The organism is Mycobacterium sp. UM_CSW, from assembly GCF_000455205.1.
GTDB lineage: Bacteria > Actinomycetota > Actinomycetes > Mycobacteriales > Mycobacteriaceae > Mycobacterium.
Genome location: NZ_AUWQ01000010.1, coordinates 28972 through 53805 on the forward strand (window position 1 = coordinate 28972; position 24834 = coordinate 53805).

General features: G+C 67.8%; 25 protein-coding genes and 3 tRNA genes. 13 read left to right on the forward strand and 15 right to left on the reverse strand.

The window, feature by feature from the left end:
* The first annotated feature begins 9 nt into the window (after window positions 1-9).
* The 7 genes from N415_RS03775 to N415_RS03805 all read left to right on the forward strand — a co-directional run bounded on the left by N415_RS03775 (window position 10) and on the right by N415_RS03805 (window position 6775).
* On the forward strand, window positions 10-915 hold the full coding sequence (locus tag N415_RS03775; RefSeq protein ID WP_068177361.1) for an alpha/beta fold hydrolase: 906 nt from the start codon (window positions 10-12) through the stop codon (window positions 913-915).
* 92 nt (window positions 916-1007) lie between these two features.
* Entirely contained in the window at window positions 1008-1868 is an 861-nt protein-coding gene (locus N415_RS03780) for a cyclopropane mycolic acid synthase family methyltransferase (protein WP_068177363.1), read from the forward strand.
* A gap of 36 nt (window positions 1869-1904) precedes the next feature.
* A complete protein-coding gene (gene mmaA2, locus N415_RS03785) occupies window positions 1905-2768 on the forward strand; it encodes a cyclopropane mycolic acid synthase MmaA2 (protein WP_068177365.1) in 864 nt (287 codons plus the stop codon).
* A 117-nt stretch (window positions 2769-2885) separates the two neighbouring features.
* Entirely contained in the window at window positions 2886-3767 is an 882-nt protein-coding gene (locus N415_RS03790; protein ID WP_068177367.1) for a cyclopropane mycolic acid synthase family methyltransferase, read from the forward strand.
* A gap of 87 nt (window positions 3768-3854) precedes the next feature.
* Window positions 3855-4754: a hydroxymycolate synthase MmaA4 gene (mmaA4, locus tag N415_RS03795; protein ID WP_068177369.1), complete on the forward strand. Its 900-nt coding sequence runs from the start codon at window positions 3855-3857 to the stop codon at window positions 4752-4754.
* A gap of 96 nt (window positions 4755-4850) precedes the next feature.
* A complete protein-coding gene (locus N415_RS03800; protein WP_068177370.1) occupies window positions 4851-5549 on the forward strand; it encodes a YciI family protein in 699 nt (232 codons plus the stop codon).
* Window positions 5550-5557: 8 nt separating this feature from the next.
* Window positions 5558-6775, forward strand: a complete 1218-nt coding sequence (locus tag N415_RS03805) for a sigma-70 family RNA polymerase sigma factor (RefSeq protein ID WP_068177373.1) — start codon at window positions 5558-5560, stop codon at window positions 6773-6775.
* A gap of 69 nt (window positions 6776-6844) precedes the next feature.
* Here the strand turns inward: N415_RS03805 and rplA are convergent, their stop codons facing one another.
* The 12 genes from rplA to N415_RS03865 all read right to left on the reverse strand — a co-directional run bounded on the left by rplA (window position 6845) and on the right by N415_RS03865 (window position 11933).
* Window positions 6845-7552 carry a 50S ribosomal protein L1 gene (gene rplA / locus N415_RS03810; protein WP_068177375.1) on the reverse strand — a complete coding sequence of 236 codons (708 nt, stop codon included), beginning with the start codon at window positions 7550-7552 and terminating at the stop codon, window positions 6845-6847.
* A gap of 122 nt (window positions 7553-7674) precedes the next feature.
* Window positions 7675-8103: a 50S ribosomal protein L11 gene (gene rplK, locus N415_RS03815; RefSeq protein ID WP_066907205.1), complete on the reverse strand. Its 429-nt coding sequence runs from the start codon at window positions 8101-8103 to the stop codon at window positions 7675-7677.
* A gap of 45 nt (window positions 8104-8148) precedes the next feature.
* Complete coding sequence (gene nusG, locus N415_RS03820) at window positions 8149-8934, reverse strand: transcription termination/antitermination protein NusG (RefSeq protein WP_068177377.1); 786 nt, start codon at window positions 8932-8934, stop codon at window positions 8149-8151.
* A gap of 28 nt (window positions 8935-8962) precedes the next feature.
* Entirely contained in the window at window positions 8963-9427 is a 465-nt protein-coding gene (gene secE / locus N415_RS03825) for a preprotein translocase subunit SecE (RefSeq protein WP_068177379.1), read from the reverse strand.
* Between the two features lie 98 nt (window positions 9428-9525).
* Window positions 9526-9598 (reverse strand) — tRNA-Trp (locus N415_RS03830).
* A gap of 144 nt (window positions 9599-9742) precedes the next feature.
* Complete coding sequence (hadC, locus tag N415_RS03835; RefSeq protein WP_068104644.1) at window positions 9743-10243, reverse strand: (3R)-hydroxyacyl-ACP dehydratase subunit HadC; 501 nt, start codon at window positions 10241-10243, stop codon at window positions 9743-9745.
* 3 nt (window positions 10244-10246) lie between these two features.
* Window positions 10247-10675 carry a (3R)-hydroxyacyl-ACP dehydratase subunit HadB gene (gene hadB / locus N415_RS03840; RefSeq protein WP_068177381.1) on the reverse strand — a complete coding sequence of 143 codons (429 nt, stop codon included), beginning with the start codon at window positions 10673-10675 and terminating at the stop codon, window positions 10247-10249.
* Window positions 10662-11141, reverse strand: coding sequence for a (3R)-hydroxyacyl-ACP dehydratase subunit HadA (gene hadA, locus N415_RS03845; RefSeq protein WP_068104648.1), 480 nt, complete (start codon window positions 11139-11141; stop codon window positions 10662-10664). Before hadA ends, hadB begins: the two co-directional genes overlap by 14 nt.
* Window positions 11142-11184: 43 nt before the next feature.
* Window positions 11185-11352, reverse strand: a complete 168-nt coding sequence (gene rpmG / locus N415_RS03850; RefSeq protein WP_068177383.1) for a 50S ribosomal protein L33 — start codon at window positions 11350-11352, stop codon at window positions 11185-11187.
* A gap of 50 nt (window positions 11353-11402) precedes the next feature.
* Window positions 11403-11476, reverse strand: a tRNA-Met gene (locus tag N415_RS03855).
* A gap of 53 nt (window positions 11477-11529) precedes the next feature.
* A tRNA-Thr gene (locus tag N415_RS03860) sits at window positions 11530-11602 on the reverse strand.
* A gap of 127 nt (window positions 11603-11729) precedes the next feature.
* Complete coding sequence (locus N415_RS03865; protein ID WP_068104650.1) at window positions 11730-11933, reverse strand: type II toxin-antitoxin system VapB family antitoxin; 204 nt, start codon at window positions 11931-11933, stop codon at window positions 11730-11732.
* 71 nt (window positions 11934-12004) lie between these two features.
* Between N415_RS03865 and N415_RS03870 the strand changes: the two genes are divergently transcribed.
* The 3 genes from N415_RS03870 to N415_RS03880 all read left to right on the forward strand — a co-directional run bounded on the left by N415_RS03870 (window position 12005) and on the right by N415_RS03880 (window position 14366).
* Window positions 12005-12718 (forward strand): MBL fold metallo-hydrolase, encoded by a 714-nt coding sequence (locus N415_RS03870; protein WP_068177385.1) that lies wholly within the window; start codon window positions 12005-12007, stop codon window positions 12716-12718.
* Between the two features lie 95 nt (window positions 12719-12813).
* The gene (locus tag N415_RS03875; protein ID WP_068177388.1) at window positions 12814-13647 is read left to right on the forward strand and encodes a hypothetical protein; all 834 of its coding nucleotides are present in this window, start codon (window positions 12814-12816) and stop codon (window positions 13645-13647) included.
* 23 nt (window positions 13648-13670) lie between these two features.
* A complete protein-coding gene (locus N415_RS03880) occupies window positions 13671-14366 on the forward strand; it encodes a crotonase/enoyl-CoA hydratase family protein (protein WP_068104656.1) in 696 nt (231 codons plus the stop codon).
* A 126-nt stretch (window positions 14367-14492) separates the two neighbouring features.
* On the opposite strand, the gene cynS is transcribed toward N415_RS03880, so the two are convergent.
* The 3 genes from cynS to N415_RS03895 form a co-directional block, all read right to left on the reverse strand.
* Entirely contained in the window at window positions 14493-14960 is a 468-nt protein-coding gene (gene cynS, locus N415_RS03885) for a cyanase (protein WP_068104729.1), read from the reverse strand.
* A 109-nt stretch (window positions 14961-15069) separates the two neighbouring features.
* A complete protein-coding gene (locus tag N415_RS03890) occupies window positions 15070-15819 on the reverse strand; it encodes a class I SAM-dependent methyltransferase (RefSeq protein WP_068177510.1) in 750 nt (249 codons plus the stop codon).
* Between the two features lie 27 nt (window positions 15820-15846).
* Window positions 15847-16362 carry a nitroreductase family protein gene (locus N415_RS03895; RefSeq protein ID WP_068177390.1) on the reverse strand — a complete coding sequence of 172 codons (516 nt, stop codon included), beginning with the start codon at window positions 16360-16362 and terminating at the stop codon, window positions 15847-15849.
* 72 nt (window positions 16363-16434) lie between these two features.
* Between N415_RS03895 and recC the strand changes: the two genes are divergently transcribed.
* The 3 genes from recC to recD are packed head-to-tail and all read left to right on the forward strand — an operon-like array spanning window position 16435 to window position 24752.
* Complete coding sequence (gene recC, locus N415_RS03900) at window positions 16435-19722, forward strand: exodeoxyribonuclease V subunit gamma (RefSeq protein ID WP_068177392.1); 3288 nt, start codon at window positions 16435-16437, stop codon at window positions 19720-19722.
* Entirely contained in the window at window positions 19723-23034 is a 3312-nt protein-coding gene (gene recB / locus N415_RS03905) for an exodeoxyribonuclease V subunit beta (RefSeq protein WP_068177393.1), read from the forward strand. It begins immediately after the preceding gene.
* Entirely contained in the window at window positions 23031-24752 is a 1722-nt protein-coding gene (gene recD, locus N415_RS03910; RefSeq protein ID WP_068177395.1) for an exodeoxyribonuclease V subunit alpha, read from the forward strand. Before recB ends, recD begins: the two co-directional genes overlap by 4 nt.
* Window positions 24753-24834: the final 82 nt, after the last annotated feature.

Consider the following 24834-nt stretch of genomic DNA (forward strand, 5'->3'; position numbering starts at 1 on the left):
GGCTGCCCGATGGAAATCCGCACCGGCACCGCGATCTCGGGCGACGTCAAGCTCTACTACGAGGACATGGGTGACGTCGACGACCCGCCCGTGCTGCTGATCATGGGTCTGGGCGCGCAGCTGCTGCTGTGGCGGACTGCGTTCTGCGAGAAGCTCGTCGGCCAGGGGTTGCGGGTCATCCGGTACGACAATCGCGACGTCGGCCTGTCCAGCAAGACGCCGAAGTCGGGCGCCGGCCAGCCCATGGTCCCGCGGCTGCTGCGGTTCTGGTTCGGGCTGCGCGCCGAGGCGGCCTACGCGCTGGAAGACCTGGCCGACGACGCGGCCGCCGTGCTGGATCACCTGGGCATCGAGCGCGCCCACATCGTCGGGGCGTCGATGGGCGGCATGATCGCGCAGGTCTTCGCGGCGCGATTCGCCGAGCGGACCAAGAGCCTGGCGGTCATCTTCTCCAGCAACAATCGCCCGTTCTTGCCGCCGCCCGCCCCGCGCGCCCTGCTTGCGGTGCTCAAGGGGCCGCCGCCCGGCTCGCCGCTCGACGTGATCGTCGACAACGTCGTGCGGGTCACCAAGATCACCGGCAGCCCGCGCTACCGCGCGCCCGAGGAGCAGGTGCGCGCCGAGGCGGTCGAGGGTTACGAACGCAGCTACTACCCCTGGGGCGTCGCCCGGCATTTCAGCGCGATCATGGCCAGCGGCAGCCTGCTGCGTTACAACCGGCGCACGGTCGCGCCGACCGTGGTGATCCACGGCCGCGCGGACAAACTGATGCCACCCTCCGGCGGCCGCGCCGTCGCGCGCGCCATCGACGGCGCTCGACTAGTCTTGTTTGACGGCATGGGCCACGACCTGCCTCAGCAGTTGTGGGATCGGCTGATCGGCGTGCTGACTAGCAACTTCGCCGACGCCAGCTAGAGGCCAGGCTCGGCCGGTTTCCGGAGCGCTTTTGTGATTTCACGGACGCTCTTACCCCGTTGTACGGTATGGCGTTGGGAGGATGTCGAATAATGGCGGAGCTGGAACCGTATTACGCAGACTCGCAAGCGGCGTACGACATTTCGGACGACTTCTTCGGTCTGTTCCTTGACCCAACCTGGGTCTACACCTGCGCATACTTCGAGCGCGACGACATGACGCTCGAAGAGGCACAACTCGCCAAATTGGATCTGGCGCTGGACAAGCTGCAGCTTCAGCCCGGCATGACGCTGCTCGACGTCGGGTGCGGCTGGGGCGGGGCGCTGGTCCGCGCGGTGGAGAAGTACGACGTCAACGTCATCGGACTTACCTTGTCCCGCAACCACTACGAGCGCAGCAAGGCCAGGCTTGCGGCCATCCCAACGACACGACACGCCGAGGCGCGGTTGCAGGGCTGGGAGGAGTTCGACGAGCGGGTCGACCGGATCATCACGATCGAGGCCTTCGACGCCTTCCACAAGGAGCGCTACGGCACGTTCTTCGAGCGCTCGTACGACGTCCTCCCCGACGACGGTCGCATGCTGTTGCACAGCATCTTCACCCATCCACAGACGTACTGGCGCGAGCACGGCATCAAGGTGACGATGAGCGACCTGCGATTCTTTCGCTTTCTCGGAACGGAGATCTTTCCGGGCGGCGGGATGTGCAGCGAGGCCGACATCGTCGACAATGCTCGAGCCGCTGGGTTCACGGTCGATGAGATCCAATACCTGCATCCGCACTACGCGCGGACGCTCGACATGTGGGCGGCCAATCTGCGGGGCAATCGCGAACGCGCGATCGCCATTCAGTCCGAAGAGGTCTACGACCGCTACATGCGCTATCTCACCGGCTGCGCGAACCTCTTCCGCAAAGGCATCTCCAACGTGGGTCAGTACACCCTGACGAAGTGAGGTGGCCGGCCGGCACCGAGGGAGGAACATAACGCCATGGCCAAGGATCTGACGCCGCACTTCGACGACGTGCAGGCGCACTACGACCTATCCGACGACTTCTTCCGCCTGTTCCTCGACCCGACCCAGACGTACAGCTGCGCCTACTTCGAGCGTGACGACATGACGCTGGAAGAGGCGCAGCTCGCCAAGATCGACCTGGCCCTGGGCAAGTTGGGCCTGCGGGCGGGCATGACGCTGCTCGACGTCGGCTGCGGCTGGGGCGCCACCATGCGCCGGGCGATCGAGAAATACGACGTCAACGTCGTGGGCCTGACGTTGTCGAAAAACCAAGCGGCCCATGTGCAGAAGTCGTTCGACGCCATGGACAGCCCGCGCAGCAAGCGGGTGTTGCTGGCCGGCTGGGAGCAGTTCGACGAGCCCGTCGACCGCATCGTGTCGATCGGCGCGTTCGAGCACTTCGGCCACGACCGCTACGACGATTTCTTCAAGCTCGCACACAGAGTCCTCCCCACCGACGGGGTGATGCTGCTGCACACGATCACCGGGCTGACGGGCCCGCAATGCGCCGAGCGCGGCATTCCGCTGACGTTCGAGACGGCGCGCTTCATCAAGTTCATCGTCACCGAGATCTTCCCGGGCGGGCGGTTGCCGTCGATCGAGATGGTCCAGGAGCGTTCGGCGCAGGCGGGGTTCACGTTGACGCGCCGGCAGTCGCTGCAGCCGCATTACGCCCGGACCCTCGACCTGTGGGCCGCGGCCCTCGAGGCGCACCGGGACGAGGCCATCGCGATCCAGTCCGAAGAGGTCTACGAGCGGTACATGAAGTACCTGACCGGTTGCGCCGACGCGTTCCGGATCGGCTACATCGATGTCAACCAGTTCACTCTGGAGAAATAGCGGTACCGCCAGAAACCCGGGGCACGCGGTCGTAAATGCAAATTATGCGGCTCCGCCCGGTGTAGGGTCCCCCGGGGATGGACACCTGGTCCAGGTGTGCGTCCATCGGGAGGGCACATGTCTGACAAATCATCGGTCCCCACACGCACGCGATCCAATATCAGCGATGTCCAGGCACATTACGACCTTTCGGACGAGTTCTTTGCACTGTTTGTCGACCCAACCCGCACCTACAGCTGCGCTTACTTCGCGCGCGAGGACATGACCCTGCAGGAAGCGCAGTTGGCCAAGCTCGACCTGACGCTGGACAAGCTGGGGCTCGAGCCCGGCATGACGCTGCTCGACATCGGCTGCGGCTGGGGCTCGACGATGAAACGCGCCATTGAGCGCTACGACGTCAACGTCGTCGGGCTGACCTTGTCCAAGAACCAGCATGCGTACTGCCAACAACTGCTCGATGGCGTCGACAGCACGCGTTCGCGACGGGTGCTGCTGCGGGATTGGGCAGAGTTCGGCGAGTCGGTCGACCGCATCGTCGTCATCGAAGCGTTGGAGCACTTCGGCTTTGACCGCTACGACGATTTCTTCAAGTACGCCTACGCGGCTCTGCCGGCCGACGGTGTGATGCTGCTGCACACGATCACGGGGTTGCACGGAAGGCAGCTCATTGAGCGCGGCATACCAGTGACGATGGAATTGGCCAAGTTCATCAGGTTCATCGTGACCGACATCTTCCCGGGCGGCCGGCTGCCGACGATCGAGAAAGTCCAGGAACACTCGGAGCGGGCCGGATTCAAAATAACCCGCATGCAGTCACTGCAGCCGGACTTCGCCCGGACCCTGGATTTCTGGGCCGAGGCGCTCGAGGCGCACAGGGACGAGGCCATCGCGATCCAGTCCGAAGAGGTGTACGAACGGTACATGAAATATCTGACCGGCTGCGCCAAGGGATTCAGGACCGGCTACGTCGACTGCGACCAATTCACGCTCGTGAAGTGACCTTGGGTATCGTTGCAGGCCAGACAACGCCACGCGGCATACCTGCAGTTCAGGCGGCGAACGTGATTTCAGGAGAGCAAGACGAGAATGGCTGAGCAACCGAGCCCGACGAAGACGCGGACGCGCTTCGAAGACATTCAGGCGCACTACGACGTCTCCGACGACTTCTTCGCCTTGTTCCAGGACCCGACCCGGACCTACAGCTGCGCCTACTTCGAGCCGCCGGATTTAACCCTCGAGGAAGCCCAGCTGGCCAAGATCGATCTCAACCTGGACAAGCTCGACCTCAAGCCGGGCATGACGCTGCTCGACATCGGCTGCGGCTGGGGGACCACCATGAAGCGCGCGGTCGAGAAGTACGACGTCAACGTAATCGGCCTGACGCTGTCCAAGAACCAGCACGCCCGCAGCGAAAAGGTGCTTGGGGCGCTCGACACCGGCCGCTCGCGCGAGGTTCGCCTGCACGGCTGGGAGGACTTCACCGACCCGGTCGACCGGATCGTGTCGATCGAGGCCTTCGAGCACTTCGGGCATGAGAACTACCCCGACTTCTTCAAGCGGTGTTTCGACATCATGCCCGACGACGGCCGGATGACCATTCAAAGCAGCGTGAGCTACCACCCCTACGACATGGCCGCCCGCGGCAAAAAGATCACTTTCGAGACGGTGCGGTTCATCAAGTTCATCGTCACCGAGATATTCCCGGGCGGCCGATTGCCGTCCACCGAGATGATGGTCGAGCATGGCGAGAAGGCCGGTTTCGTTGTTCCCGAACCGCTTTCGCTGCGGCCGCACTACATCAGAACGCTGCACATGTGGGGCGATGCGCTCGAAGCCAACCGGGACAAGGCCATCGAAATCACCTCCGAAGAGGTCTACGAGCGGTACATGAAGTACCTGCGCGGCTGCGAGTACTACTTCGACTACGAGTTGCTCGACTGCAGCCTGGTGACCTACCTCAAGCCGGGTGCCGTCTCCGCCTCCTAAGTTTTCCGCGGCGACTGTCGGATCGGGGCTGCGCCGTTCGTCGAGTAGGTAGAGAGTGGAACACGGGGTTTCGCTCACTACCGGAGGTGACGACAAATGCAGTACGTAGCACTGTTGATCAGCCAGGAGCAAGACCGCTCACCTGACGACGCGGCCGCCGCGATGGCCGAATGGGAGAGCTTCCACGCCAAAGCCGGGCCCGCGATCAAATCCGGGGATGCGCTGGCCCCCGCCGCCGCGGCGGTGGTCATCACCGGTGGCGCGGACGCGCCGGTCGTCACCGACGGCCCGTTCGCCGAGGCCGCGGAGGTGGCCTGCGGCTTCTACGTGTTCGAAGCGGAAAACCTCGACGAGGCGCTGGCGCTGGCGCGCGATGTCCCGCTCGCCAAGTTCGGCGCGGTGGAGGTGTGGCCCGCGGTCCACTCGGTTGACCTGTCCCGCAAGCTCACCGGCAACGACTGGCTCGCGCTGCTGTTGGAGCCGGCCGAATCCGCACACACGCCGGGCACACCGGAGTGGGAGGCCGTGGCCGCGAAGCACGCCGATCTGCACGCGGCCGCCGGCGACCACATCATCGGCGGTGCCGCGTTGCACGACCGGTCCACGGCGACGACCGTGCGGGTGCGCAACGGCGAGGTCCTGATTACCGACGGCCCGTATGTCGAGGGAGCCGAAATCGCCACGGGCATCTACCTGCTCGGCGCCGCGGATCGCGACGAGGCCGTCAAGGTCGCGTCGATGATCCCCGCCTCGACCGTGCAGTTGCGGCAGCTGGCCGGGATCTCCGCGCTCTAGCCCAGCCGATGACAGGCCTGGACGGCGTCTTCCGCCGGGAGTGGGGTCCGGCCGTCGCCGCGCTCGCGCGGTGGTCCGGCGACCTCACGGTTGCGGAGGACGCCGTCCAGGAGGCCTGCGCCGAGGCGCTGCACACCTGGTCTCGCGACGGCGTGCCCGACAGCCCCGGCGGCTGGCTGGTGACCGTCGCCCGCAACCGCGCGCGGGACCGGCTGCGCCGCGAATCGGTGCGCCCCGGAAAGGAATTGGCGGCTGTGGTGGACGAGATTCGGGCGCGCACCGATCACACCGACCCGCACCCCGTCGTCGACGACGAGCTGCGGATGATGTTCACCTGCGCGCACCCGGCGCTGGACCGGCCGTCGCAGCTGGCGCTCACGCTGCGGTTGGTGTCCGGGCTGACCGTCGGCGAGATCGCCCGCGCGCTGCTGCAGAGCGAGGCGGCCGTCGGGCAGCGAATCACGCGCGCCAAGAACAAGGTTCGGCACGCCAACATCCCGCTGCGGGTGCCACCCGCCGAGCTGCTGCCCGAGCGCACACCGCATGTGCTCGGCTGCATCTACTCGGTGTTCACCGAGGGCTATTGGTCGACCGCCGGCCCGTCGGCGATCCGCGACGAACTGTGCGACGAAGGGGTCCGGCTGGCACAGGAGCTGTGCGGGCTGATGCCGCACGAGCCCGAGGCCCACGCGCTGGCCGCCCTTGTGCTGCTGCACGATTCGCGGCGCGCGACCCGGGTGGACGCCGACGGGCTGCTGGTGCCGCTCGAGGAGCAGGACCGCCGCCGCTGGGACCGCGGCCGCATCGCCCGCGGGCTGGACCGGTTACGGCGGGCCGAGGGATCGACCGGCCCTTACCTGCCGCAAGCGGTGATCGCCGCGCTGCACGCGACGGCGCCGTCCTGGGAGCAAACGGATTGGGTCACCATCTGCGCGGCCTACGACCGGCTGCTGTCGATGACGGACTCCCCGGTGGCCCGCGCCAACCGCGCGATCGCGATCGGCTTCCGCGACGGCCCCGAGGCGGGCCTGGCGGCGCTGGACAGGGCGGCGGACGATCCCCGGCTGGGCCGCTCGAATCTCGTGGCGACGCTGCGCGCCGATCTGCTTCGGCGCGCGGGACGGCCCGCCGAAGCCGTGCAGTGGTACCGAACGGCGTTGCAGTCCAACGGCTCCGAGCCGGGCCGCGAGTTCCTGCGGCGCCGCATCGCCGAGTGCGGCGGTTAGGCCGCCGCGAAATCAGGCCTCGCGATCGATGGTCGGCTGCGTTCGTCGGCGCCCTGAGGCGCCGACTCACTACGCCTCCGCGAAGTTGCGGGTGACGGCCGGGTCCACCGGGATGCCCGGGCCCGTGGTCGTCGACACCGTGATCTTCTTCAGGTAGCGCCCCTTCGACGACGACGGCTTGAGCCGCAGCACCTCGTCGATCGCGGCGCCGTAGTTCTCCGCCAGGCTCTTCTCGTCGAACGACGCCTTGCCGATGACGAAGTGCAGGTTGGCCTGCTTGTCCACCCGGAAGTTGATCTTGCCGCCCTTGATGTCGGCCACGGCCTTGGCGACGTCGGGCGTGACGGTGCCGGTCTTGGGGTTCGGCATCAGGCCGCGCGGACCCAGGATCCGGGCGATGCGGCCGACCTTGGCCATCTGGTCGGGGGTGGCGATCGCGGCGTCGAAGTCGAGGAACCCGCCCTGGATCTTCTCGATCAGGTCGTCGCTGCCGACGATGTCCGCGCCGGCGGCCTGCGCCTGCTCGGCCTTGTCGCCGACGGCGAAGACCGCGACCCGGGCCGTCTTACCGGTGCCGTGCGGCAGGTTGACGGTGCCGCGGACCATCTGGTCGGCCTTACGCGGGTCGACGCCGAGCCGGATCGCCACCTCGACGGTCGCGTCCTGCTTGGCCGACGACGTCTCCTTGGCGAGCTTGGCCGCCTGAAGCGGGGTGTACAGGTTGTCGCGGTCCACCTTCTCGGCGGCGGCGCGGTATGCCTTGCTGTTCTTGCTCATTGATTCATCCAATCTGGTGTTGGGTCGTGGTTAGCGGGCCGAAGCTGGCCCTCCCACGAGGTCTGATTTGTCGGATTCCTCCTCGGGCCGTACCGGCCCGCATCGTCACCCGACGAGTGGTGCTATTCGACGGTAATGCCCATCGACCGGGCGGTACCGGCGATGATCTTGGCGGCGGCGTCGATGTCGTTGGCGTTGAGGTCCGCCTTCTTGGTCTCGGCGATCTCTTTGACCTGATCCCAGCTGACCTTGGCGACCTTGGTCTTGTGCGGCTCGGCCGAGCCCTTGCCCACGCCGGCGGCCTTGAGTAGCAGCTTGGCGGCCGGCGGCGTCTTGAGCGCGAAGGTGAAGCTGCGGTCCTCGTAGACCGTGATCTCCACCGGGATGACGTTGCCGCGCTGGTTTTCAGTCGCGGCGTTGTACGCCTTGCAGAACTCCATGATGTTGACGCCGTGCTGGCCTAGCGCGGGGCCGACCGGTGGGGCGGGGTTGGCCTGCCCGGCCTGGATCTGCAGCTTGATCAGCCCGACGACCTTCTTCTTCGGGGCCATGAGATGTTTTGGTTCCTTCCTTGCTACTGGGCTGAATTCGCCCGGCTAGATCTTCGAGACTTGGCTGAACGTCAATTCGACGGGGGTTTCGCGGCCGAAGATCGATACCAGCACCTTGAGCTTCTGCTGTTCGCCGTTGACCTCGCTGATGGTGGCCGGCAACGTCGCGAACGGTCCGTCCATGACCGTCACCGATTCGCCGACCTCGTAGTCGACCTCGACGGTCGGACGCTCCAGGCCACCGGCCTCGGCGACCGTGGCGGTGCTGGCTGCGCCCTTGGCGGCCTTCTTCGCCGCCCCCCGCGGCAGCAGGAACTTCACCACGTCGTCGAGCGCCAGGGCCGACGGGCGCGATGTCGCGCCGACGAAACCGGTGACGCCCGGGGTGTTGCGCACCGCGGCCCACGAGTCGTCGGTCAGATCCATCCGCACCAGGATGTAGCCCGGCAGTACCTTGCGGTTGACCTGCTTGCGCTGGCCGTTCTTGATCTCGGTGACCTCTTCGGTGGGCACCTCGACCTGGAAGATGTAGTCGCCGACGTCCAGGTTCTGCACGCGGGTTTCCAGGTTGGCTTTCACCTTGTTCTCGTAACCCGCGTAGGAGTGGATGACGTACCAGTCGCCGGGCTTGCTGCGCAGATCCGCCTTGAGCGCGGCGGCGGGGTCGTCCTCGACCTCCTCGCTCGGCTCGGCCTGCGCCTCCTCGCCGGGGGCGTCGGTGGTCTCGAGGGTCTCGGGGGCCTCGCTGGTCTCGGCGGCCTCGGTGGTCTCGGCGACGTCTTGCACGTCGACCGCTTCACCCGCGGACGTGTCACCGTCGAAGGTAGTCACGGTTTTCGGTCCTTCCTATAACTCAAGCTCAGCCGAACACCAGCAGCACCAGTTTGGCCAGGCCGAAATCAGCCAGGCCGACCAGCGCCACCATGAACGCCAGGAACGCCAGCACCACGGAGGTGTAGGTGAGCATCTGCCGGCGGTTGGGCCAGATCACCTTCCGCATCTCCGCAACGACCTGCTTGAGGTAGTTGTAGACGAATGCGATCGGGTTGACCGAACGGGCGCCGGGCTTCTTCGCGGTCTTGGCCTTGGCCGTCCGAGCCGTCCGGCCCTTCTTGGCCTTGCCCTCCTTGGCGACCTCGACCTCGTCCGGCGACTCCGCGTCGACGGACGAACCCGAGTCGTCGGCCACGCGTTGCCGCGTCCGCTTGCCGGTCGGCCGTTGGGGCCGGGTCACCACGGCCGTCCGACCACCGCTGTCGCGGCTCTCGTCAGTGTCGCCGCCGTCGCGTGCGGCGTCGTTGGCTGCGTCGCCCTCGTCGCTCACCGCATGCTCCTTTGTTTGCTAGTTTCCTGCGAGCCGTCCCGCATGATGGGGCACTTCTTCCAGTGTCCACCATGGCACGGTCCGCATGTGTCCGTCAGCAGGGGCGACAGGACTTGAACCTGCAACCTGCGGTTTTGGAGACCGCTGCTCTGCCAGTTGAGCTACGCCCCTTCGCGGTTGGCAGGCCAACCTGCGCTTACCTGCCGGGGCTTACATGACAGGCGCGCTCCCCGATTACTCGAATCCCGGAAAGCGCGCTGATGCTGGGAAAACCCCGAGGTCCGAGTGTACATCGGCCTGGGAGTCAGATACTAATTACGCGGTTCTGACGACCTGGCCGGTTTCCTTGTCCCACCTGAGCTGGATGGAATTGTCGCCCTCGTGGCCCATCAGGGTGGTGTAGGCGAGCAGCAGCACCTCGCCATTCTCGTTTGTGCAGGTGTTCTTGGTGACGACGATGTCGGCGCCGAAACGCTCGTCCACCGATTCGATGTCCATACGACCGAAGAGCTTGTGGCCGACCAGCAAGGGCGTGTGGTACTGGAATCGCTGGTCGACCTGGACGATCTGCATGGTCTCCATGCCCACATCGACGTTCCGGAAGAAATCGTCCTGGATGATCTTCGCGAAGATCGACACAAAGGTGAGCGGTACGACCAAGGCGTCGTACCCCAACTCGGCGGCCGCTTGCTCGTCGAAACAGGCCCGGTCGGTGCACTTGATCGCCCGCGCAAAGGCGCGATTCTGCTCCCGGCCGATCTCGAAGTAGTCCGGGTATATCCACGTCATCCCTCGGACGTCGGTTTTGAGAGCCATGGATTACGCCAGCTTGGCCGACGCGATCGCCCGACCGAAGATCTTCTTGCCGCCGGTGGTGGCCGTGAGGGCGATGGTGACCGACTTGCTGTCCGGATCCACCGATTTCACCCTGCCGCTGAAGACCAGCTCGGCACCCTTGCCGTCGTTGGGCACCGGGACCACAGCCGTGAACCGCACGTTGTATTCCGTGACGGCGCCGGGGTCGCCGACCCACGACGTCACGTAACCGCCGCCGATGCCCATCGTCAGCATGCCGTGCGCGATCACCGTGTCCAGCCCGACGACCTTGGCGATGTCGTCGTCCCAGTGGATCGGGTTCAAGTCGCCGGAGACTCCCGCGTAGTTCACCAGGTCCTGACGGGTCAGTGGGTACGTCTTCTCCGGCAGCCGGTCCCCGACCTTCACCGAACTGAACTCACGCAGCGCCATCAGAAAATCCCGCCTCCCCATTTTCGCCGGCACGGCCCGCCAGGGTCGTGTAGGTCTCCTGCACGATGTCACCTGCCTCATCGGTGATGATGTTCTTGGTCACGATGATCTGGGTGCCGTGCGCCTCGCGCATCGAGTCCAACCACACATCGCAGTAGAGCTTGTCACCCGCCACGATCGGCTTCGCGAACTTCAGCACCTGGTCGACCTGGACGATCTGCGCTTCCTCGACCGAAATGTTGGCGTATTGGAAGAACGCCGACTGGGCCTTATAGCCGAAAACGCAAATGAAGGTCAGCGGGGCCACCAGGGCCTTATAGCCGAGCTCGGCGGCGGCGTCCTCCTCGTAGAACGACTTGTCGTCGTTTTGCACCGCCACCGCGTACTCGCGGATCTTCTCCCGCTCCACGACGTAGTAGTCGGGGTAGCGGTAGTGCATCCCGACGATGTCTGCGCTCAATGACACAGGTCTAGAACCTACCTAGCCAATCTCGATGAATGCCTCGGGGCTACCGCGTCTCCCGGTGGGGCTGGTGCTTGCCGCAGTTCGGGCAGAACTTATTCAGCTCCATGCGGTCGGGGTCGTTGCGGCGGTTCTTCTTGGTGATGTAGTTGCGGTGCTTGCACACCTCGCATGCCAAGGTGATCTTGGGCCGCACGTCGGTACTGGAAGCCATGTCCGTTCTCTCTCAAATCTCTCGCGTCGCACTGTTGTGCTGTTGCCTTGTAGCGATGGCCGGACTCGAACCGGCGACCTAACGATTATGAGTCGTTCGCTCTAACCGACTGAGCTACATCGCCTCTGGTCCACCCCGCTTCGGGGTGTTGGCCGCCTGCCTGCTCGGCGTCCGCCGAGCCCCCTAACGGAATCGAACCGTTGACCTTTTCCTTACCATGGAAACGCTCTACCGACTGAGCTAAGGGGGCCGTTCACCCAAGCGACGGTCCAGTCGCGGGCCAAAAAGAGGGTACAGCCTGGGACGCAACGTCACCAAACCACCGACGTGGCCCTGGTCGGCTTCCGAGACGAGTTGGCGGGCGGTGCGGTAATCGATCACCCGCCCTCGCCGTGACGGGGTTGCCACGCGCTGAGATCGCTGAACTCGTCGTACTCCTCGCCGTCCTTCTCTTCCGGGTCCGACTCACCAAGCAAGGTCCGCAACGCGAGATGAACGGCCTCGCGGGTGTCGGCCAGATGGAACCGACGTATCGCCTCTTGGACCAGCTCGTCGTCGATTTCGATCTCGACCTTCCTCATGGGCCAACAATACCCACTGAGGGTGACCGGAACCGAGCGGCGAGTCGCGGACGAGCCACTAGTCTGGTCGGGTGTCAGAGGACCGGTTGTACTTTCGCCAACTGCTCTCGGGTCGCGATTTCGCCGCCGGTGACATGTTCGCGACGCAGATGCGCAACTTTGCCTACCTGATCGGGGACCGCCAGACCGGCGACTGCGTGGTGGTCGACCCCGCGTATGCCGCCAGTGATCTGCTCGACGCGCTCGAGGCCGACGGCATGCACCTGTCCGGCGTGCTGGTGACGCACCATCACCCCGACCACGTGGGTGGCTCGATGATGGGGTTCCAGATGGAGGGCCTGGCCGAGCTGCTGGAGCGGGCGGCCGTCCCGGTGCATGTGAATACGCATGAAGCCGTGTGGGTTTCGCGGGTCACCGGGATCGGCCTCGGCGACCTCACCACCCACGAGAGCCACGACAAGGTCGGCATCGGCGATATCGAGATCGAGCTGCTGCACACGCCGGGGCACACCCCCGGCAGCCAATGCTTCCTGCTCGGCGACCGCCTGGTCGCCGGTGACACGCTGTTCCTCGACGGCTGCGGGCGCACCGACTTCCCCGGCGGGGACTCCGACGAGATGTACCGCAGCCTGCAGCGGCTCGCCGCGCTGCCGGGCGACCCGACCGTCTTTCCGGGACACTGGTATTCGGCCGAGCCGAGCGCTTCGCTGTCGGAGGTCAAGCGCACAAACTATGTGTATCGCGCCGCCGACCTCGATCAGTGGCGAATGTTGATGGGCGGGTAATTGACGTGGGCAATTTTATGGGCCGAATACCTCTACGATCGGTTCAGCGAAAATTTCCCGCCAGATCACTGTGATATAAGCGGAGGGTGGATTCAATGGGGTGGATCCAGGGCGGCTGGCACGGGGTGACAAATGTGGGGTCCAGCACCTGGTTGGCGTGGGCGGCGTGGGCCGCGATCTTGCTGGGTGTCGTCGCGCTGATCTTCACAAATCGCCAGCTCAGACTCAACCGGCGGGTGGCCGCGGAGCGGATCCGACCGCACGTCGCAATGTTCATGGAACCGCATCCCGCCGACTGGCACGTTATCGAACTCGTGGTCAGGAATTTCGGCCAGACGGCGGCCTACAACATCCGTTTTTCATTTCCGAATCCGCCGACGGTGGCCGAATACGAAAACGCCGCCGACGGCTACGCCGACGTCGCAGAACTGCAGCTTCCGAGCGAGTTGCCGGTGCTCGCGCCCGGGCAGGAATGGCGCATGGTGTGGGACTCGGCGCTCGACCGCGCCGAAATCGGAACCGGCATCGAATCCCGCTTCACCGGGACCCTGATCTATTACGACCGCCCCGACAAGCCGCGCGGTTGGCGGTTCTGGCGGGGCGAGCGACCCGCCCTGCAGACGAGCGTGGTGCTGGACTGGGATGCCCTGCCGCCGGTCCAGCGCATTGAGTTGATGACGACGCACGACCTGGCGAAACGGGAAAAGCAGAAGCTGGAGCTGTTGCGCGGGCTGCTGACCTACTTCCACTACGCGAGCAAGGAGACGCGCCCCGAGGTGTTCCGCAGCGAGATCGAGCGGATCAACGGCGCCGTGCAGGAGACGCAGGAGCGCTGGCGCACCCGGCTGCTCGACCAGCCCACCGACGTCAGCGTGCGCTGGGGCAACGCCGAAGCGGATCTGGCCAAACACCGCAGCCAGCACGTCTGACGCGGGGATAAAAGGAGCAACTTATGAGCGGCCCGGTCCACTACAGCAAGCAGGACTCCATCGCGGTCATCAGGATGGACGACGGCAAAGTCAACGCGCTGGGCCCGACCATGCAGCAGGCGCTTAACGAGGCGATCGACCGGGCCGACAGTGACAACGCCGGGGCGCTGGTGATCACCGGGAACGACCGGGTGTTCAGCGGCGGCTTCGACCTGAAGATCCTGACCTCGGGCCAGGCGCAGCCCGCGATCGACATGCTCCGGGGCGGCTTCGAGCTGGCCTACCGGCTGCTGTCCTACCCCAAGCCGGTGGTGATGGCCTGCACCGGCCATGCCATCGCGATGGGCGCGTTCCTGCTGTCGTCCGGCGACCACCGGGTGGCCGCCCACGCCTACAACATTCAGGCCAACGAAGTCGCGATCGGCATGGTCATCCCGTACGCGGCCCTGGAGATCATGAAACTGCGGCTGACACAGTCCGCCTACCAGCAGGCCGCCGGGCTTGCCAAGACGTTCTTCGGCGAAACCGCCCTCGCGGCGGGCTTTGTCGATGAAATCGTGCTGCCCGAGATCGTGGTCAGCCGCGCCGAGGAGGCCGCGCGTGAATTCGCCGGCCTGCACCAGCACGCCCATGCCGCAACCAAATTGCGCGCCCGCGCCGAGGCGCTCAAAGCCATCCGCGCCGGAATCGACGGAATAGAGGCCGAATTCGGGCTCTGAGCCGCGGGCGCTGATGAACCGAGCATGCGAACGCGGTGGCAGGTAAAAGACCTGGCCACCGCGTTGCTCGCCTCCTCGTGGCCAGTGTGACACGGACGGCGCGCGCCGTCACTTCACCTTCGTGGGTCAGTCGTCCGCCGACGTCCACTGGTAGGGAAGGAATTTCCCGTCGAATGTCACCACCACCCGGTCACCCGAGGCGTGCGGCCGCTTTTGCAGGTCGACGCTGAAGTTGATCGCGCTCATGATGCCGTCGCCGAACTGCTCGTGGATGAGTTCCTTGATGGCGCCGCCGTACACCTGGAGGGCTTCGTAGAAGCGGTAGATGGTCGGGTCGGTCGGCACGGCGGTGGGCAAGCCGCCGCGCATGGGCGGGGCCGCCAGCACGGGCACCGCCGACTCGTCGAGGCCGAGCATTTCGACGAGGACCTTGCCGAGCTCGGCGGGGATCGGGTGCTGGCCCAGCAACGCCGACGTGGTCCATAGCACCGGCCTGTCGATCGCGTCGGCCAGCTCCTGCCAGGTCAGCCCCCTGGCCAACCGCGCGACGACGACCTGTTCGGTGAGTTCGTTTCTCGTCATGCGTATCAGCATTGCACTGGTTTGGTACAGGCTCATGTCGGCGGACAACCACGCTCTGCGAATCTGATATCGCCCGCGATATCGACTTCTGCGGCGACCTATATCCCCTACCTGCCGAGCCTCACTCCGGTTTGGTGGCCGTGACGAGGCGAGTCGAAAACCAGGGGCCGCCGTACCACATGCGCCATCCCAGGTTGCGCCGCTTGATGTTTCGCCAGCCCAGCTCGCGCAGCCGGTCCGCGTGGTTGCGGGTCTCCCACAGGTCGGCGATGGCGAGCCGACCGCCGGGGCGCAGGACGCGAACCGCTTCATCGAGGGCTTTGCGCCGCCCGGCGCGAGTCGGGATGTTGTGGATCGCCAGGTTGCTCACGATGACGTCCACGCTTTCGTCGGCCAGCGGCAGCGCGGTCATGTCACCGGTGCGCACCTCGACGCGGTCGGCGACTTGTTCCAGCGCCGCGTTGGCCAGCGTGGCCTGCTGCGAGTTGTCGGTCTGGTCCGCCCGCCACAGGTCGACACCGATCGCCCGGCCCCGCGGCAGCCGCTTGGCCGCGGCCATCAACACCGCGCCGCGCCCGCACCCCAAGTCGAGCACCGTCTCGTCGCCGCGCAGCCGCAGCTCGTCGAGCACCCGGTCCCAGACGACGAACTTCCCCGAGCGCGTCGCGTAGATGTACCAGAACATCGCCACCAGCATGGCCGCGGCCGATCCCCCCGCCAGCGCCGCCCTCGCCCGCCTGCCGCGTGCCCAGCTGAGCCCGGCCCACCCGGCCAGGGCGGCGGCCTGCGCGACGACGCCGATGCCTTGGGCGCGCGCCGAGAGGGTCTTGAACGAGCCGTCGATTCCGTAGTCGCCGCGGTGATCATGCACGAGCACAAGCGTATTCGGCCGCTGCGCTCACCACCGCCCGTGGTGAACGACCTCCGTGAACGGGCGCCGATTCGGCTTGCGGATCGGGGTGAGCGGACGGTCGGCGGGATACCCGACGCCGAGCAGGAAGGCCACCTGGTGGTCGTCGGGCACGCCCAGGATGGCGCGCGCCTTGTCCTGATCGCCCACCGACGAGTGGCCCGTCCCGATGCCCAGGTCGGTGGCCGCAATCATCATCGCCATCGTGGCCTGGCCGATGTCGTAGGTGTCGGTGACCAGCCTGCGCTGGTCCGGCGGCTCGGGCACGACGATGGCGATCGCGGCCGGGGCCGCCGCGATGTGACCGGCGCCCTGCCACACCGTGGACAGCTGCTGCAGCTGATCACGATCGGTGACGATGACGAAGTCCCACGGCTGCCGGTTTTTCGCCGAGGGCGCCCGCCAGCCGGCCTCGGCGATGCGGTTCAGGTCTTCCTCCGACACCGGCTCCGGTTTGTACTGCCGCACATTGCGCCGCGCGCTGATCGCGTCCCAAGCTTCCATAACCGTTTCGAACGGCATGTCGGCGCAGAATCATCCCCGCCCGTCGGTGCGGCGTTCTATGGTGGCAGCGCAATGGCCCTCCATCTCCACCGCGCCGAACGCACCGACCTGCTCGCCGACGCTCTCGGCGCCCTGCTGGCCAACCCCCAGGCCGACCCGTTCGCCGAGGAGCTGGTGCTGGTGCCCGCACGCGGCGTGGAGCGCTGGCTTTCTCAGCGGTTGTCGCACGTGCTGGGGTCCGGGCCCGGCGGCGGCGACGGGGTGTGCGCGGGGGTGGCGTTCCGCAGTCCGGCGTCGTTGATAGCGGAAATTACCGGCACCGTCGACGAGGACCCGTGGGCGCCGGAGGCGATGACGTGGCCGCTGCTGGAGGTCATCGACTGCAGCCTCGACGAGCCGTGGTGCGTAACGCTGGCAACACATTTGGGCCACTTCCACACCGGCGAGGAGTCGGAGCTGCGCCGGGCCCGACGGTATGCGACGGCGCGCCGGCTGGCGGGGCTGTTCGCGTCGTACGCCCGGCAACGGCCGCAATTGCTCGCCGACTGGCTGGCGGGCGATACGGAAAACTTGGACGAGGACCTGCGCTGGCAGCCGGAACTGTGGCGGGCGCTGGTCGGGCGCGTGCAAGCGGACCCCCCGCACGTGCGCCACGAAAAGACCGTCGGGCGGCTGCGCGAAGGGCCGAGTGACCTGCCGGCGCGGCTGTCGCTGTTCGGGCACACCCGCCTGGCGTGCACCGACGTGCAGTTGCTCGACGCGCTGGCGACCCACCACGACCTGCACCTGTGGCTGCCGCATCCCAGCGACGAACTCTGGCGGGCGCTGGCCGGCGCCCACGGCGCGATTCCCCGCCTCGCCGACGTCAGCCACCGCGACGTGCGACATCCGCTGCTGGCGACGCTCGGGAGAGACCTGCGCGAGCTTCAACGCGGCCTACCGACGGATCCGCGGACCGACGAATATCTTCCCGGCCCGGGGCGTCCCGACACGCTGCTCGGCTGGCTGCAGTCCGACATCGCGGCCAATGCCGTTCGGCCCCAAGGGCGCAAGCTCGCCGCGGACGACCGCTCCGTCCAGATACACAGCTGCCACGGCCCGGCCCGCCAGGTCGATGTGCTGCGCGAGGTGCTGCTCGGCCTCCTGCAGGACGACCCGACGCTTCAGCCGCGCGACATCCTGGTGATGTGCCCGGACATCGAGACCTACGCGGCCCTGATCGTCGCCGACTTCGGCCTCGGCGACGTGGTGCACGGCGCGCATCCCGCCCACCGCTTGCGGGTGCGGCTTGCCGACCGCTCGCCGATCCAGACCAATCCGCTGCTCGGCGTGGCCGCGCAGCTGCTGGCGCTGGCGGGCAGCCGGGTGACCGCCAGCGAGGTGCTCGACTTCGCCGAGGCCGCACCGGTGCGCGCCTGCTTCGCCTTCACCGACGACGACCTGGAGGCCATCGCCCGCTGGGTTCGGCAGGCGAACATCCGGTGGGGCTTCGACCAGGAGCACCGGCGGCCGTATCACGTCGACTTCGTGCACAACACTTGGCGTTTCGGCATCGACCGGGTGCTGACCGGGGTCGCGATGTCGGACGACTCGCACGCCTGGATCGACGCCACCCTCCCCCTCGACGACGTCAGCAGCAACCGTGTCCAGTTGGCCGGGCAGTTGGCCGAATTCGTCTGCCGGCTGCAACACGTCGTCGACTCGCTCACCGGGGCGCGGCCGCTGCGCGAGTGGCTGGCCGCCCTCACCGAGGGGATCGCCCTGCTGGCCCGCGTCGACGATTCGGACCTCTGGCAGACCAGCCAGATGCAGCGCGAGTTCGCCCAGGTGCTGGCCGACGCCGGCACCCGCGCGGGCACCGTATTGCGGCTGCCCGACGTCCGCGCCCTGCTCGACCGGCATCTCTCCGGGCGCCCGACTCGGGCCAACTTCCGCACCGGCACGCTGACGGTGTGCACGATGGTGCCGATGCGCTCGGTGCCGCACCAGGTGGTGTGCCTCGTCGGCCTCGACGATGGGGTGTTCCCGCGCCTGGGCGTCGTCGACGGCGACGACGTGCTGGCGCGCAACCCGATGACCGGTGAACGCGACATCCGTTCGGAGGACCGGCAATTGCTGCTCGACGCCATCGGCGCGGCCACCGAGAAGCTGGTGATCACCTATACCGGCGCCAACGAGTACTCCGGCCAGGCGCGCCCGCCGGCGGTGCCGCTGGCCGAATTGCTGGACACCCTCGACATGACCGTTCCGGACGGCGTCCGCGAGCGCGTCCTCGTCGAGCATCCGTTGCAGCCGTTCGACATTGACAATGTCAAGCCCGGCGCGCTGGTGCCCAAGGTCCCGTTCAGCTTCGACAAGACCGTGCTACGCGCGGCGCGGGTGGCCGGCGGCCAACGGGGCGAGCGGCCCCCGTTCATCTCCGGGCCGTTGCCGCCACCGCCGCCCGACGACGTGATCCTCGCCGACCTCGTCGACTTCTTCAAGGATCCGGTGAAGGGCTTCTTCCGCGCCCTGGAATTCACACTGCCCCGCGACGTCGACGGGGTGCAGGACGCCATGCCCGTGGACCTCAACGCCCTCGAGGAGTGGACGGTCGGCGACCGGATGCTCGGCGACATCCTGCGCGGCATGACGCCCGACGACGCGCGCCAGGCCGAGTGGCGCCGGGGCACGCTGCCGCCGGGCCAGCTGGGCTGGCGCAAGGCGGCCGAGATTCGCGATCAGGCCGCCCTGCTCGCGACCGCAGCGCGGCGACATCGGCGGGCGGACGCACGAGCCTACGACGTCGACGTCGAGCTCGGCCCCGGGCGCCGCCTCACCGGCACGGTGTCGCCCGTGTACGGCGATCGCCTGGTGTCGGTCACCTATTCCAGGCTGGACGGCAAGCACCTGCTCGAGTCGTGGATCCCGTTGCTGGCGTTGATCGCTCACGACCCGGGCCGCGACTGGACGGCGGTGTGCCTCGGCCGCGCCCGGCGGGGCACCACCCCTCGGGTGGAGGGGCTGGGGCGGCCGGCGGGCGATCCCGTCGATGTCTTACGCGAGCTGGTGGCGATCTACGACGCCGGGCGTCGGGAGCCGATTCCCTTGCCCGTCAAGACATCCTATGCCTGGGCGGCCGCCCGGCACTGCGGTGACGACCCCGTCCGCGAGGCCGAATATCGCTGGAAATCCGGTAACTATCCGGGCGAGAACGAGGCCCCCGCGCACGTGCGGGCCTGGGGCCGCAACGCGCGGCTGGAGGACCTGATGAAGGCCCCGCGTCCCGGTGAGGAGTACGACGGCGAAGACACCCGGCTCGGCGCCTACGCCGCCCGCCTCTGGCTGCCGATGCTGCGCGCCGAGCGGAGGCCGACCTAGATGGAGCGCTTCGACCTGCTCGGCCCGCTGCCCGCCGACCGCTCGACCACGGTGCTGGAGGCCAGCGCGGGAACCGGCAAGACCTTCGCGCTGGCCGGGCTGGTGACCCGCTACCTCGCCGACGGCGCGGCGACGCTCGACCAGATGCTGCTCATCACCTTCGGCCGGGCCGCCAGCCAGGAACTGCGCGAGCGGGTGCGGTGTCAGATCGTCGCCGCCGTAACGGCATTCGAGGACCCGCGCTTGGTCGGCGACAATGAGTTGGTCGCGCACCTGGTAGACGGCACGGACGACGAGCGCGCGGCGCGCAGGCAGCGGCTCCGAGACGCGCTGGCCGGATTCGATGCGGCGACCATCGCGACCACCCACCAGTTCTGCCAGCTAGTGTTGCGCTCGCTCGGCGTGGCCGGCGACACCACCGCGAACGTGACCCTGATCGAGAGCCTCGACGAGCTCGTCACCGAGATTGTCGACGATCTGTACCTGTCCCACTTCGGCCAGCAGCGCGACGATCCGCCGCTGGCGTACCGCGAAGCGCTGCGCCTGGCCCGCGAGGTGGCCAACAACCCGTCGGCGCAGCTGCGGCCGCTGGACCCCCAACCCGGCTCGCGGGCGGCGGTGTGCGTCGCATTCGCGAAAGATGTTCTCGCCGAGCTGGATACCCGCAAGCGGCAGTTGGGCGTCCTGAGCTACGACGACCTGTTGAGCCGGCTGGCGGACGCGCTGGCCACCGGCGACTCACCCGCCCGCGTGCGGATGCACCAACGCTGGCCGATCGTGATGGTCGACGAGTTCCAGGACACCGACCCGGTGCAGTGGCAGGTCATCGATCGTGCGTTCAGCGGGCGCTCCACCGTCGTGCTGATCGGCGACCCGAAGCAGGCCATCTACGCCTTCCGCGGCGGCGATATCGACACCTACCTGCGGGCGGCCGAGACCGCGGGCGAGAAGAAGACGCTGGGCACCAACTGGCGCAGCGACGCGGCGCTGGTCGAACGCCTGCAGGTGGTGCTCCGCGGCGCCCAGCTCGGCGACCCCGCGATCGTGGTCGGCGAAGTCGAGGCGCACCATCGGGGTCACCGCCTTGCCGGTGCCCCCCACAACGATCCGTTCCGGTTGCGGGTGGTGCCGCGAACGGCGTTGGGCCGCAGGGGTTTGGCGAACATGCCGATCGAGGATTTGCGGCGGCACATCGGCGCCGACCTGGCCGCCGACATCCGAGCCCTGCTCGCGACCGGGGCGACATTCGACGGCGAGCCGCTGCAGGCCCGCGACATCGCCGTGATCGTGGAAAGGCATAAGGATGCCGCCGCCTGCTTTCGGGCGCTGTGCGATGCGGGTATTCCGGCGGTGTACACCGGCGACTCCGACGTCTTCACGTCGGACGCTGCCGAGGATTGGCTGTGCCTGCTGGAGGCGTTCGATCAACCGCACCGGCCCGGCATGGTCCGCGCCGCGGCGGCAACGATGTTCTTCGGCGAGACCGCGGAATCGCTGGCGGCCGGCGGTGATGCACTGACTGACCGCGTCGCGGAAACGTTGCGGGAGTGGGCGGGGCATGCCCGCGAACGCGGTGTCGCCGCGATTTTCGAGGCCGCGCAGCTGCTGGGCATGGCTGATCGCGTGCTGTCCTGGCAGGACGGCGAGCGCCACCTGACCGACCTGGCGCACATCACGCAGTTGCTGGGAGACGTCGCGCACCGCGAGCACTACAGCCTGCCCGCGCTGCGCGACTGGCTGCGCCGCCAGCGCGACGAACGCAGCGGCTCGACCGAACGAAACCGGCGGCTCGACAGCGACGCGGCCGCCGTGCAGATCATGACGGTCTACGTCAGCAAGGGGCTGCAGTACCCGATCGTGTACCTGCCGTTCGCATTCAACCGCAGTGTGCCGAAACGCGACATTGTGCTGTTCCACGACGACAGGGTGCGCTGCCTGCACGTCGGGGGCAGCGACAGTCCCGACTTCCCGAGGGTCGAGACGCTCGGGCGGCAGGAGGACGCCGGCGACGCGAGCCGGCTCACCTACGTCGCGATGACCCGGGCGCAGTCGCAGGTGGTCGCGTGGTGGTCGCCGGCCTACGACGAGCCCAACGGCGGCCTGTCACGGCTGCTGCGCGGCCGCCGGCCGGGCGAGTCGTTCGTCCCCGACCGCTGTGAGCCCGCCAAGATCTCCGACGACGACGCGTTGGCGCGGCTGCGGGAATGGGAGGCGGCGGGCGGCCCGGTGATCGAGGAGTCGGTGGTGGCCCGGGCCCTGCCGTCGATGCCGCCCGAGCCGGTGCCGTGGGACCTGGACTACCGCCACTTCCACCGCACCATCGACACCGACTGGCGGCGCACGTCCTACTCGGGTCTCATCCGGGTGACGGAAACCTCAGTCTCGGCCGGGGTGAGCAGCGAGCCCGAGATCACCGAGCTCGACGACGAATCCGGCGCAGTTCCGTTGTCGGAGAACGCCTCCGGGCCGCAGCTGCCCTCGCCGATGGCAGACCTGCCGACGGGCGCGAAGTTCGGCACCCTGGTGCACGCGGTGCTGGAGACCGCCGACCCGCTGGCCGCCGATCTGGCGGCCGAACTGGAGTCTCAGATTCGGAAGCACTCGGTGTGGTGGCCGGTCGAGGTGGCGCCCGAGGTGCTGGCCGGTGCGCTGGTGCCAATGCACGACACCCCGTTGGGCCCGCTGGCCGGCGGTTTGACGCTGCGGCAGATCAGACTGCGGGATCGGTTGCGGGAGTTGGATTTTGAGTTCCCACTGGCCGGTGGCGATCTGCGGGTGGCGGCACCGGAGATTCTGCTCGCGGATGTGGGGGCGTTGTTGCGCGAGCAGTTGCCCGCCGGCGATGCGCTGGCCTCCTACGCCGATCGGTTGACGGGTCCGGTGCTGGGCGGCCAGTCGTTGCGCGGCTACCTCACCGGCTCGGTCGATGCCGTGTTGCGCATTCCCGACGGCGCGGGGCATCGCTATGTGGTGGTGGACTACAAGACCAACTGGCTCGGCGATCCGGAGCGGCCGCTGACGTCCGCGGATTACGACCGGCCGCGGCTGGCCGAGGCGATGCTGCATTCCGACTACCCGCTGCAGGCGCTGCTGTACAGCGTTGTGCTGCACCGGTTTCTGCGGTGGCGGGTGGCCGATTACGATCCCGCCCGGCATCTCGGGGGTGTCCTCTACCTCTTTGTGCGCGGGATGTGCGGGGCGGACACGCCTGTCGTCGACGGGCATCCGTCCGGGGTGTTCAGCTGGCGCCCGCCCTCGTCGCTGGTTGCGGGGTTGTCGGATCTGCTCGACGCGGGCAGGGCGGCCGCGTGACGGTGCAGGCGACCGACGCCGAGGGATTACTACGGCCATTCGGCGATGCCGGCGTCTTCGAGGCGGCGGATGTCCATGTGGCGCAGCGCCTTACCGCGCTCGCCGGCGAGCCCGACGAGCGGGTGGCGTTGGCGATCGCGCTCGTGGTGCGCGCGCTGCGGGGCGGTTCGGTGTGTGTGGACCTGCGGGCGGTGGCGGCGCAGCTCGGCCTGGCCGAGCTGCCGTGGCCCGGCGCCGACGATTGGCTGACCGCGGTGCGGGCCAGCCCGCTGCTCGGATCGCCGCCCGCGCTGCGGCTGTTCGGTGACCTGCTCTACCTGGATCGGTACTGGCTCGAGGAGGAGCAGGTGTGCGCTGACCTGTTGGCGCTCTCGGTGTCCGGGTCGGTGGGCGGCGTGCCTGCCCTGGAGCGGCTTTTCCCGTCGCCACGGTACGACGAGCAGCGAACGGCCGCCGAAATCGCGCTGTCGCAGGCGGTTACGGTGCTGACCGGCGGCCCCGGCACCGGCAAGACCACCACGGTGGCGCGGCTGCTGGCGCTGCTGGTCGGCCAGGCCGAGCTCGCCGGCGTTCCGCGGCCCCGGATCGCGCTGGCCGCGCCGACCGGCAAGGCCGCGGCGCGACTGGCCGAGGCCGTGGCCGCCGAGGTCGAGAATCTCGACGACGCGGCGGACCGGGCGCGCCTGGCCGGCCTGCGGGCTACCACGCTGCACCGGCTGCTGGGCGCGCGGCCGGATACCTCGGTGCGGTTCAAGCACAATCGCGGCAACCGGCTGCCGCACGACGTGATCGTCGTCGACGAAACGTCGATGGTCTCGTTGACCATGATGGCCCGGCTGCTGGAGGCCGTGCGCCCGGACACCCGACTCATTTTGGTGGGCGATTCCGACCAGCTCGCCTCGGTGGAGGCCGGCGCCGTGCTCGCGGACCTGGTGGAGGGGCTGGCCGCCCGCCGCGACATCCGGGTGGCCGCCCTGCGCACGCCCCACCGATTCGGCGAGTCGATCGGCGCGCTGGCCGAGGCGATCCGGACCGGCGACCAAGACCGGGTGGTGGCGCTGCTGCGTGCCGGCGGGGAGCACGTCGAGTGGATCGACTCCGACCACCCGGCCGATCGGTTGCGCGACGTGCTGGTCTCCCACGCGCTGCGGGTGCGGGAGGCCGCGGTGCTCGGCGCCGCCGGGGCGGCGTTGGCGACGCTCGACGAGCACCGGCTGTTGTGCGCGCACCGGCGCGGACCGTACGGGGTGTCGTACTGGAACCGGCAGGTGGAGCGCTGGCTCACCGAGGAGACCGGTCAGCCCGCGTTCTCGGCGTGGTACGCCGGCCGGCCATTGTTGGTGACCGCCAACGACTATGGGCTCAAGGTCTACAACGGCGACACCGGGGTGGTGGTGGCCGGCCCCGACGGGCTGCGGGCCCTCATCGCCGGGGCCACCGGACCGCTGGACTTCGCCCCCAGCCGGCTGTCGGACATCGAGACCATGCACGCCATGACGATCCACAAGAGCCAGGGCAGCCAGGTCGCCGAGGTGACGGTCCTGATGCCGCCCGAGGATTCGCGGTTGCTGACCCGAGAGCTGTTCTACACCGCGGTGACCCGCGCCAAGGTCAAGGTCCGGGTGGTCGGTTCGGAGCCGTCGGTGCGCGCCGCGATCGGTCGGCGGGCGGTGCGGGCGAGCGGGCTGGCGCGCCGGCTGCAGGACGCGGCGAGATGACAGCGAGATGACTTAGCCCCCGCGAGTGTGGGCCCTACGCACGAATTCGAGGCCGATTACGTACTTAAGGCCCACACTCGGC